The organism is Nocardia sp. NPDC047654, assembly GCF_043205035.1.
In the GTDB taxonomy this organism is placed as follows: Bacteria; Actinomycetota; Actinomycetes; order Mycobacteriales; family Mycobacteriaceae; genus Nocardia.
This window is the reverse complement of record NZ_JBIDDF010000028.1, coordinates 49,606-60,289: the sequence shown is the minus strand read 5'-3', so window position 1 is coordinate 60,289 and position 10,684 is coordinate 49,606. Positions and strand designations below refer to the sequence as shown.

8 protein-coding genes are annotated in these 10,684 nt (G+C 64.9%); 4 read left to right on the top strand and 4 right to left on the bottom strand.

Going from position 1 to position 10,684, the window contains the following annotated elements; all coding sequences use genetic code 11:
* Nucleotides 1-139: 139 nt before the first annotated feature.
* Both ACGF7Y_RS35525 and ACGF7Y_RS35520 read right to left on the bottom strand, forming a co-directional pair.
* On the bottom strand, nt 140-1,276 hold the full coding sequence (locus ACGF7Y_RS35525) for a hypothetical protein (RefSeq protein WP_195065979.1): 1,137 nt from the start codon (nt 1,274-1,276) through the stop codon (nt 140-142).
* Between the two features lie 29 nt (nt 1,277-1,305).
* Entirely contained in the window at nt 1,306-2,580 is a 1,275-nt protein-coding gene (locus ACGF7Y_RS35520) for a phenylacetate--CoA ligase family protein (protein ID WP_195065980.1), read from the bottom strand.
* A gap of 94 nt (nt 2,581-2,674) precedes the next feature.
* On the opposite strand from ACGF7Y_RS35520, the gene ACGF7Y_RS35515 reads away from it, so the two are divergent.
* The 3 genes from ACGF7Y_RS35515 to ACGF7Y_RS35505 are packed head-to-tail and all read left to right on the top strand — an operon-like array spanning nt 2,675 to nt 6,619.
* A complete protein-coding gene (locus ACGF7Y_RS35515; RefSeq protein ID WP_393241991.1) occupies nt 2,675-4,267 on the top strand; it encodes an AMP-binding protein in 1,593 nt (530 codons plus the stop codon).
* Nucleotides 4,264-5,463, top strand: a complete 1,200-nt coding sequence (locus ACGF7Y_RS35510) for an acyl-CoA dehydrogenase family protein (protein ID WP_228819991.1) — start codon at nt 4,264-4,266, stop codon at nt 5,461-5,463. Before ACGF7Y_RS35515 ends, ACGF7Y_RS35510 begins: the two co-directional genes overlap by 4 nt.
* Before the next feature lie 34 nt (nt 5,464-5,497).
* Complete coding sequence (locus ACGF7Y_RS35505) at nt 5,498-6,619, top strand: acyl-CoA dehydrogenase family protein (RefSeq protein WP_195065982.1); 1,122 nt, start codon at nt 5,498-5,500, stop codon at nt 6,617-6,619.
* Nucleotides 6,620-7,159: 540 nt separating this feature from the next.
* On the opposite strand, the gene ACGF7Y_RS35500 is transcribed toward ACGF7Y_RS35505, so the two are convergent.
* Nucleotides 7,160-7,927, bottom strand: a complete 768-nt coding sequence (locus ACGF7Y_RS35500) for an enoyl-CoA hydratase/isomerase family protein (RefSeq protein WP_195065983.1) — start codon at nt 7,925-7,927, stop codon at nt 7,160-7,162.
* On the bottom strand, nt 7,915-9,081 hold the full coding sequence (locus tag ACGF7Y_RS35495; RefSeq protein WP_393241987.1) for a CaiB/BaiF CoA transferase family protein: 1,167 nt from the start codon (nt 9,079-9,081) through the stop codon (nt 7,915-7,917). The genes ACGF7Y_RS35500 and ACGF7Y_RS35495 overlap by 13 nt, the downstream gene beginning before the upstream one ends.
* A 20-nt stretch (nt 9,082-9,101) precedes the next feature.
* Between ACGF7Y_RS35495 and ACGF7Y_RS35490 the strand changes: the two genes are divergently transcribed.
* A complete protein-coding gene (locus tag ACGF7Y_RS35490) occupies nt 9,102-10,682 on the top strand; it encodes an AMP-binding protein (protein WP_393241984.1) in 1,581 nt (526 codons plus the stop codon).
* The last annotated feature ends 2 nt before the right edge of the window (nt 10,683-10,684 follow it).

Sequence of the window (10,684 nt, the reverse complement as noted above, 5' to 3'; positions counted from 1 at the left end):
CCCGGCGGGCCGGCGGCGCGGGGGCTACCCCCCCCCCCTCTGGGGCGGGGGCTCCCCCCCCCCCCAACGTCCCCCCCCAAACCGCCGGCCCCCCCCCCCCCGGGGGGGCCCCCCCTTCCGTTTGCCGTCGCAGTGCCGGTCAGGTCGGTGATACGGCGTAGATCGAACCGTCCGGCAGGTGGTACTGCCCGGTCGAGTAGCTCTTGCGCGTTGAGGCGATGAGCAGGCGGTTACGGCTGAAAGTCAATGTCGTGCTGCCCCCCTGCAGGGTGTCGATGAAATCGTGCACCGACCCATCGGGCGCGATGCGAATGATTCGCGCGTCGTAGGGGAGCGGCTTCGCATTGAGTTCTTCTATGGTGGTATGCAGCAGATTGGTGGACCCCTCGTCGACCGTGAACATGTGCCCGCCATAAGGGCCGAAGTCCGCGGGCGCGATGGCCCCCGGTCGCCACTCGACGCCCTCGATCAAATGTACTGTGCGGTTGTCCGGATCGACGCGCCAGTACTCGAGGTTCGTCTCCGCGCTGCCGTCGTCGAGATAGGTGGTCCGGCGTGAGGCGATGATCAATTCGCCTGCCACTGGTCGCCACTCCCCGAAATCGGGTGCGATGAAGGTCAGGAACGGCATCATCGGGCGCTCGACCAGCGGCGGGGCCATCGTCAGGTAAGGCTCGCTGTTACCGTCCGGATCGATCCGGTAGACCACGCAATTGAGTAGCGATTGCACATAGAGGTATCCGGAGTGGGGACTGCCCGCGGGGCCGAAAGCGCCGGTCATACCTGCGCCCGCGACGCCTTCGCCGATGGCGCCGTGGGTAGGCATCTCGGCGAATCGGTGCGGCACTCCATCGGCCGGGTCCACTCGGTAGACACAGTGGTTCTTGTGCGCACCGGCACGACCCGCCGTCGCCTGTGCGACAAAGAAGATGTGCCCGCCCCAGGGACCGAACGCGTCGGGTGCGAGGTTGGGGCGCATGGGCCCGCTTGCACCGTACATGCCGGGCGGAGTGATCTCTCGCAGGTCGAACTCCGGGGTCAGGCGGAAGATCGCCCCGTGTCCCGCGTTCGGGTCGAAGCCCGGGTGGCCCTGGCCTCCGATATCGCTGATCACCACGGATTCGTCGGCGTCGGTATAGCGAATCTGCGGGTCGTAGAGCCGATCGCCGGGCGGCACGATCTCGCGGATCTCGAAACCGGGATCGACGATGTGCGCCCGCATGACGCAGTCCGCGCGGACCTGGTCGTATTCAGCCGTGGTGGTGTCGATGGCCATGAGACTCCTTGTTGTGGAGGGGAAGTCGGCTACGAGGCGGTGCGGCGCGGCTTGAACGACGAGCGCGGCAGGCTGCCCGTCTCGACGGCCTCGAGCTCGACGGGGACGTCCAGGCGGCTCGCGAGGTCCGCTGCGAGCCCGTTCGCGGCCGAACCCTCACACTCGACCGTGAGCTGGACCTCGTCCAACTTGCCCGGCTTGAGCCGGAACTCTGGTGAACCGTGCTCGAACAGCGCGAGCTGGATGTCGAGTGGAAGGATCTTTTTCCCTTGGACTTCGCACCGATCAGCGCCGCGACCGATGAAGGTGTACCGCTGGCCGGTGTCGCCACACGGGCAAGGACCGGTCTCGGCGACCACGATGTCCTCGAGGTCGTATCGCATATAGAACGCGTCCAGGCCGTAGGCGTTGAGCACGAGATTGCCGCGCTCCCCAGCGGGAACCTCGCGCCCGGTCTCGGGATCGACCACCTGGATCAAGTGGTTTCCGATCGGCACGTGCATGCCGGTGTGGAAGCGGCAGTCGTTGATGGAGTAGGCGGGCACTTCCGAGGCGCCGGTGATGTTGTGCAACCGCACCCCATACTGTTCTTCGAACTGCTTGCGGGGGCCCTCGAATTGATAGAGAGCCTCCACGATCAGAACCGAAGCGCCGTTGAACAATGTGCGCAGGTCCTTGCCGGCTACGCGCGCGGCCTCGTCATAGATGCCGATCTGGGAGCCGGTGAGCATGAAACCGGTGGGGGACAACAACTCCCACAGATCGAGGTGGGTCGCGATGTCCTGTGCGGTGTTCGGGAGGCCGCACGGGATCTCCATGATTTCCGCGCGCAGGAAGTCGCGTCCGGCCAGTACGCCGGTCGAATACAGGCCGGTCGGCCAGCTGTGTGCGAACCGGCCGTCGGGTCGCATGCCCGCGCGCCAGAGGTACTGCATCCGGACGTCGATGGCACTCGCCATGTCGCGCTCGGTCCACAGCTGCAGCCACGGCTTGCCGGTGGTCCCAGTTGATGTTCCCACCCGGCGAGCGTTGGCGAGGGTAACCGAACGATGGGTTCCGAACGGCGGATGTGCCTGCACATCGGCCCGCAGATCGTCCTTGGTTGTGCGGGGAATCTCGTCGAGATCGGGCATGGGGCCGGGAGTGAGGCCGGCCTCTCGAAAGCGCTTGCTGTAGTACGGGTTGTCCCACGCGCGTTCCCATTCCGTGGCGAGCCCGGCCAGAGCCCGTCGCCGATTCTCCGCCGGCTCGATCGTTTGCCGGGACGGGTCGAACAGTTCTCGGTCGACGGCTTGGTCGGACAAGTGGGCCTCCTCGGGACACGGTGGTCTTGCTTTTAAGGATACTAATTATGTTGTAGGGTGTGACGCAACGCTCGATTTCGAATCGGAGGTAACGATGGGCTCGGCAGATCCGGTCGGGTGGACTTCGCTAGGTGATGTCCTGCGGGAGCACAGGCGCAGTCGCGGATCGATGACTGCGCTGGTAGATGGCAAAGTTAGGCTTGATTACGTCACCCTCGACGATCGCGTCACCCAGTGGGCGAACGTGCTTTCCGAGCGTGGTGTGGGGGCCGGGGAACGGGTGCTCTGGATCGGTCAGAACTCCTTCCGGCTCCTCGAGACTCTGCTCGCCTGTGCCAAATTGGGTGCACTCCTAGTGCCGGTCAACTGGCGGCAGTCGGCCGCCGAGCTCGCTGCGGTCATCGACGATGTGAATGCAGCTGTGGTGCTCTGGCAGAAGAGGGATATCGGTGAGCTGGTCGAGCGGGCACATGCTCTTGCGACCACCGACGCGGAGTGGATCCAGCATGACTCCGTCGCCGCCGACGGTTACGAAGCCGTCCTCGCTACGGGGTCCACAGTCGATGCCGAGAAACCGATCGACCCTGATCTGTCGGTCCTGGGCATTTACACGGCGGCTTTCGGCGGCCGTCCGCATGCGGCGGCGCTGTCGCATCGTGCGACCCTCATCGAAGGCCTGGTGATTGCGCGAATCGCCGAGATCAGTGATGAGACGGTGTTCCTCAATTCCGGCCCGCTGTTCCACCTGGGCACCCTGATGACGACGCTCGCAACGTTCCTATTGGGTGGCACGAATGTAGTGGTGGCGCGGACCGAGGCCGAGGAGATGTGCGAGGTGATCGACCGGGAGAAATGCAACCGCGCATTCATTATGGCCCCGACTGTCGAGGCGATGCGCGAAGCGAACCAAAACGGCCGGTGGGATCTTCGGAGCTTGTGGCCGGATCCTGACCCGGCGACGTGGACGATGTGCACGCCGAGCGCGAACCCGACCAGCGGACGCGCTGGCGGGTATGGACAATCCGAGGTCACGGGCCTGATCACCAGCTATGGACTGGGTTCGAAGGCGGACTCGATATACGGACGCACCACTCCACTGGGGCAGGTTCGCATCGTGGACGCCGCCGGTGTCGAGGTGCCGACCGGCGAGACCGGCGAGATCATCTGCCGCGGCCCCGTGGTGATGAACGGCTACCTGAATCGCGATGAGCTCAACGCCGAGCGCCGCTTGAACGGATGGCATCGCACCGGGGATCTGGGGCGCCGGGAGAAGGATGGCTCGATCACGTTCGTCGGGCCCATGATGAAAATGATCAAATCGGCCTCGGAGAACATCTATCCGATCGAGGTCGAACGGTGTCTGGGCGCTCATCCCGCAGTGTCGGACGTGGTCGTGCTCGGGGTGCCCGATCAGCGGTGGACGCAGTCGGTGAAGGCCGTGGTTGTCACTGTCCCCGGCACCACGGTGACCGGGGAGGAACTGATCGAATACTGTCGCGAGCACATTGCTTCGTACAAGAAGCCCCGGTTCGTGACTTTCGCGACGGCGTTGCCGAAGACGAAGACCGGTCAGGTGGATCGCGATGCGGTCGACCGCGAATACGGCGGCGGTGGATATCCGGGGCAGGTGTCCAGCGGAAGGCGTGACGTTCCGGTCGGCCCGGCGACGGGAGCGGTGGCACGATGAGCGAGATGTTGGCCAGCAAGCCGGAACACGACGCCGATCTGGATACCTACCGCGCGAATGTGCGCCGATGGCTGGAGGCCAACACCCCGGCCGGGTGGGAGCAGACCCTTCCCTTCGCCGATGACGACGAGGTCGCCGAGTTTTTCGAGAACTGGGCGCGCACACTGCATTCCGCAGGGCTGCTGGTCGCGCACTGGCCGGAGCGATTCGGCGGCGCCGGCGCCTCGGTGGCGCAGCAGTTGATCTTGCAGGAGGAGATGACGCGAGCCAACGCGCCACGGCCTCGATACCTCGCGATCTCGCTGGGGCACGCCGCGGCCACACTGATGGAGCACGGCACACCTGAACAGCAGAAGCTGCTCGACGGAATCCTGGCCGGTGATATCTGGTGCCAGGGCTTCTCCGAGCCGGGCGCGGGCTCCGATCTGGCGTCGCTGCGCACCCGCGCGCGGCGTGAGGGGGATGTCTACGTGGTCAACGGCCAGAAGATCTGGTCCAGTATGGGCTTGTATGCGAAATGGGGCCTGCTTCTCGCGCGGACCGACGCGGAGGCTCCCAAACATCGCGGAATCTCCATGTTCATCCTCGATATGCAGAGCCCGGGTGTGGAGGTTCGACCGATCCGCCAGGCGACGGGGGCAAAGGAGTTCGCCGAGGTATTCCTCACGGATGTGCGGATCCCGGCGGACCGCCTGATCGGGGCGGAGAACAACGGATGGCGGATCGCGCAGACCACGCTCAGCACCGAGCGGTATTCGCAGATGATCGAACTGCAGGAGGGACTCCGGTCACTGGTGGCCCAGTTGCTCTCGCAGGCCAATGCCTCTGGTGTGAGCGCTGATTCGGCCTTCCGGCTCGAACTCGCGCGGTTCGCCGGGGAGGTCGAGGTATTCGGCCTGATGAACGATCGAGTCCTGGGTCAGCTTGCCGAGGGACAGGATCCGGGTGCGGCCGGTTCGGTGCTCAAACTCCAATTCAGCCAGATCCTGCAGCGTCTCACCGAATTCGGCGTACAGACCAATGGGTTGAATGCCCACATCGATCCGCAGCGCAAGAACGACATCAGCTACACCTCCGGAGACTGGATGCTCGATCACATCCGGTCATGGACGTGGACGATCGCGGGGGGCACCTCGGAGATCCAGCGGAACATCATCGGAGAACGGCTGCTCGGCCTGCCCCGCGAACCCAAGTGACGCCGGACGCGTCACGTACCACGAAAGAAGAGCAGTGAACGAACCCAGCGTTGCGGAACTGGCCGATCTCCGTGCCAGCGTGCGTGGACTTCTGGAGCGGCGGCTGCCGATGTCGCGAGTTCGGGAGATCGCCGCCGACGACGGGCAGGATTTCGACCGGTCCCTGTGGGATGCGCTGAACAGTGAGGTCGGCCTGTCGGCCATGGCGGTGCCGGAAAGCCATGGTGGTCTGGAGGCCGGACCCATGGCCATGGCGGTGATCGGGGAAGAGTTGGGTCGCGCACTGGCGCCGGTTCCGTTCCTGTCCAGTGCTGTTCTGACGGTGGGCGCGCTGGCGGCCTACGCGAGCACCGACGTGGCCGCGGCGTGGCTGCCGCGGCTGGCCGAGGGACTTGTCGGCACAGTCGTACTCAGTGACCGTGACGGCAACCCCTCGATCGAGGGCGCTGCTGTCGAGGCGATTTCGGATGATTCGGGTGTCCGACTGTACGGTGAGTGTGGTTTCGTCCCAGACGCCGCCTCCGCGTCGGTTCTGCTGGTTGCCGCACATACCGGTGACGAGACCGTCATCTACGCTGTCGAACCCGATCGCAATGGGACGACGATCTTTCCGGTGCGTGTACACGACCGTACTCGCAGACTGTGCACGGTAACTTTCTCCGGAACCGCCGTTGAACCCCGTGACCTGCTGGTTCGCGGACAGGAGGCGATCGATCTGGTCGACCGTCTGACGTGTGCGGCGTCGGTCGCACTGGCATCCGATGCTGCCGGCGGGGCCGATCGTTTGCTGCACATGGCCGCCGAATATGCGATCGAGCGGACCCAGTTCGATCGGCCGATCGGTTCGTTCCAAGCCGTGAAGCATAAGCTGGCGGACGATTTCGTGCAGGTCGAGGGCGCGGTTGCGGCATCCGCCGGTGCCGCGCGCGCCTTGGCGGACGGCGATCTCGTGCGAGCTCGATTGGTGGCGGCCTTCGCTCGCGACGCATATGTGAAGGTGGCCGGCGACGCGATTCAGGTTCACGGCGGTATCGGCTACACGTGGGAGCACGACTGCCATCTGTTCTTCAAACGTGCTCAGCTGGACCGGGATCTGCTGGGAAGCGCGAACTGGCACCGGTTGAACGCCGCAGCGAGTCTGATCGACGCGGCGTGACCCAGGGGGAGGGGTGCCGGGTGGACTGCGGCATGCCGAGCTGACGTGAGTTTTTTTGGTGTTGAACAACATGTACCCCGCCAGGCGGAACACCGCCTCCCGAAACCGGTGATCGGCATGTTGTCCACGGGCAGGTGCATAGCAAGAGGCGGCGGCACCTGCGAACTCCAAGCTGCCGCGGCTGTCAGCATGATTCTTGATCGAGCGGCTCCATATGTCGCTCGCTGTGCCGCAGATCCTCGGGCACAGTTCGCGTTCCCAGCGCAGTCGCCGGTGATCTTTTAGCCGGTCGCCCCGGAGTGGCGTGTCCGGCCGCGGGCGGTAGACAAGCGCCAGCCGCGACGTTGCCGTCGATCGACTACGACGTCGCCGCACGAGAAGGTCGTTTGACCGGGATCTGCTGGAAAGCGCGGACACACATCGATCGAGCGCTGTGGCAGACCCGGTCGGTGTGATGCGACAGCGAACGTATGCGCCTGGCGGGCAACAATGCCGTCAGGCGCATCGTGGTTGCCCGCCTACTTCACGTAGTTCAACCGCTCAATCACCGAAACGTCGCTGCAGGCTCCACAATTGGGGCGCGCGCTCCAGCAATACCGCCGCGCGCGGCGTCGGTGCGGTCTCGGCAACGGTGCGGTAGGTCCACGTGACCGCCCGGGACAGCCGTGCGTCCGGTCCCGCACCCGCCGCCGTCTGGAGCGCGGTCGTGTCGAGTTCGGCCGCAGGCACGGCTCGCCATGCGAAGCCGGACGCGACGGCCTGCTCGGCGTTCATCTCCTGGTTGAACAACGCGATCGCGGCTCCCGCTACTGCCGACAGGTTCTGCCGCAACATGGTCAGATGGCCGCCTCCAGGGTGGACGCCTGCCCTCCCGAAGCCGATGATCCGTACGTTGTCGGCGACCAGGCGCAGATCGCAGGCGAGCGGCAAATTGATTCCAGCGCCCACGACAGTGCCGCTGACCGCCGCGAGAGTCGGAATCCGGGCGTCGCGCAGCCGCTCGAACATCGAGTAGATCTTTCCGATAGCGGCGTAGTTGGCCTCTTCGAGAGGATCCGCGGCCACCGTGCTCAGAAGTTCGAGATCTGCACCGCTGCAGAAGGTTTTCCCTTCGGAGCGGATCAGCACCGAGGTGATCGTGTCGTCCTTTTCGGCACTCTCCAGGTTCGCGACCAACGCGTCGGCGAACTGAGGTGTCAAAGCGTTGCGGTGCGGTGCGTCCAGGGACAGGACCGCCACCGTGTCCTCACGGTGGAAGGTGATGCCGGTCGAGTTATCTGTCTCGCTGTCTGTTGTCAGCTGAGCCATGTGCGGAAGACCTCCTCGTTGTCGGCCCCTACGGGGGAGCACACGTCTGCGCCGGTACCCGGCCGGGTACCGGAATCCATCCACCGGATGGGCGACAAGATATTGGGAACGGTGCCGTGCCAGTTGCGTTCGAGCAGGCCGCGGGCCGTCGTGTGCTCGAAATTCGCTAGGTCGTCGGGAGTTTCGACAATTCCGCCAGGGACATCCCATTCGATGAAGCGGTCCAGCCACTCTTGCGCGGTCGCGGTTCGGAACACGGTGTCGAGTTCGGTTCGCATACTCGCGTCGCCGTAGTCGACGCTTCCCCCCACGGGGCTCGACCACCGTGCGAGCAGGTCTTCGCGCCCGATTCCTGTGCAGAACGCAGCGAAGAACTTCCGCTCGATCGCGCAGATCACCACGTCCCGTCCGTCCGAGGCACGATAAATGGCGTAGAGGGACCATTTGTCCATTGATACCGGACGAGGTGCGTCCATCGCGGCTCTGTGCGCGATTGCGGCCCGACTCATCTCGACTGCCGCATCCCAGAAGGAGATATCGATCCACGCACCGATTCCGGTGGTCCGTGCGCCGAACAACGCGGCCATCGTGGCGGTAGCAGCAGCTGAGGCGCCAGCCTCGGAGCTTATACTGGAGGAGGGGCCGCCATCAGCGAATTCGGTACGGTCCGGCTTGCGATCGACAATCGCGGTACCGGCGAGTGCGTCCATGCTGTAGCCGTGGGAAGGCAACGTCGCCAACGGTCCGGTCTGTCCGAATCCTGTCATCGAGCAGATCACCAATTCCGGCCGCTGGCGGCGCATCTCGGCGAAATCGATACCCATCTGCTGAAAACGTCCGGGCTGTGAGACCTCCATGATGGCGTCGGCTTTGTTCGCCAACGCGTGGAAATCCCGCAGGCCGGCCTCGGTGCGCAAGTCCAGCGCGACGCTCTTCTTACCGCGGTTCAGTGCCAAGTGATGGTAGGAGTCAGGCCCATACATGGGCGGAATGTTGCGTAGGTAGTCCCCTGTTCCCGGCAGTTCCACCTTCACCACTTCGGCACCCAGGTCGGCCAAGATGCGCGTGGCGAGGTCGCCCGGGATCAGTTTGGCCATGTCCAAGATGCGGACACCGGACAGCGGCAGGTAGTGAGCGGTCTGACCTTCAGTCATGGAAACAGTGTACTCTATCCATGATTCCGGCAATCGACGCCGAGGAGGCAGACGTGGATGTTTCGACCCGTATCCGTCGAGTGATGGCCGTGGACCCGGCCGTACCCGTCGTTGATTACGAGGGGCAATGGTCGACGTGGGGAGACGTCGAGTTCGTCACCGGGGAACTGCAGCGCGCGGCGTCGGGATTGCCCGCGAACGCGGTGATAGCTGTGATCACGCGCAACAGGCCGACGATCGCCGCCGCGATCCTCGGTTTGCTCGCGTTGCGTCGCGCTTGCGTGACGATCAACGGCATGCATCCGGATGCTGCCATGGTGGACGAGATCGCGACCCTACGCCCGGCTATCGTCGTGGCCGACGAAGAGGACTGGAAGCGGGATGGTGTTGCCGGGGCGGTTTCCGCTACCGGTGGCCTCGGATTGCGGATCGCCGCGGACCTACGGGAGGTGTCGGAGGTCGTCGCGGCTTCTCCGGGCGCGGACTTCGGCAAGGTCGAAGAGGACACCGCGATCAGTTTGCAGACCAGTGGCACGACCGGCCCGCCCAAGCGGGTTTCGATGACCTACGCCAATATCGACGCGTCTGTGGCCGGCGTGCTGGGTCACTACGGCCCCGGGGGTGAGCCCGAACTGAAGCTGCGTCCGGGGGTCGCTGTGCAGATGCTTCCCCTTGGACACACGAGTGCCCTGCTCGCGCTGTGTGTGATGGCGGTCGAGGGGCGGAGAATGGTGCTCCTCGACAGGTTCGATCCGTGGAAGTGGGCGGCGGCCGTCCGGGATCATGAGATCGCCGTGTCCGGGATGCCCCCTGCCGCGCTGCGTATGGTTCTCGATGCCGACATTCCGAAGGAGTGGCTCGGGTCGTTGCGGGCGGTCCGAGCCGGTACCGCGCCCCTGCCCCAGTCGCTCGCCGACGAGTTCACCGCCCGCTACGACATTCCGGTGATTCAGGCATACGGGGCGACCGAGTTCCAGGGCGTTGCGAGTTGGACGCTACGGGACCACAAGAAGTTCGGCCCGAGCAAACGGGGCAGTGTCGGTAGGGCTCATCCCGGTGTCGAACTGCGGGTTATCGACGGGGCCACCGCTGCGGAGGATTCTGCTCCCGCAGTACTGGGTCCGGACTCGGTTGGAATCCTCGAGGTTCGTTCGGCGCAGGCCGCAGGTGATCGCGCCGGGCAATGGATCCGGACGAGCGATCTGGCCCGTATCGATTCGGATGGGTTCCTGTACATCGAAGGGCGGGTCGACGACGTCATCAACCGTGGTGGTTTCAAGGTCGACGCGGGAGAGGTGGCTGCCACATTGCGGGCCCACCCTGCGGTGGCGGACGCTGTGGTCGTGGGCGCGCCGGATCCCCGACTGGGTAGCGTGCCGGTTGCTGTGGTGACTCCCGCGTCTGGCGGTGCGCCGGAGGAGGAGGAACTGAAATCATTCGTCCGGGAGCGCCTCGAGGCCTATAAGATTCCGGTCGCGATAGCGGTTGCCGATGAACTTCCGCGAAACGCGGCGATGAAGGTGGGGGTGCGTGAGGTGTTGCAGCTCGTAGGCCGCACTGCGGATCGAGATGCCTCCCTACGGAGTTCAGAAGCCTATTGAGG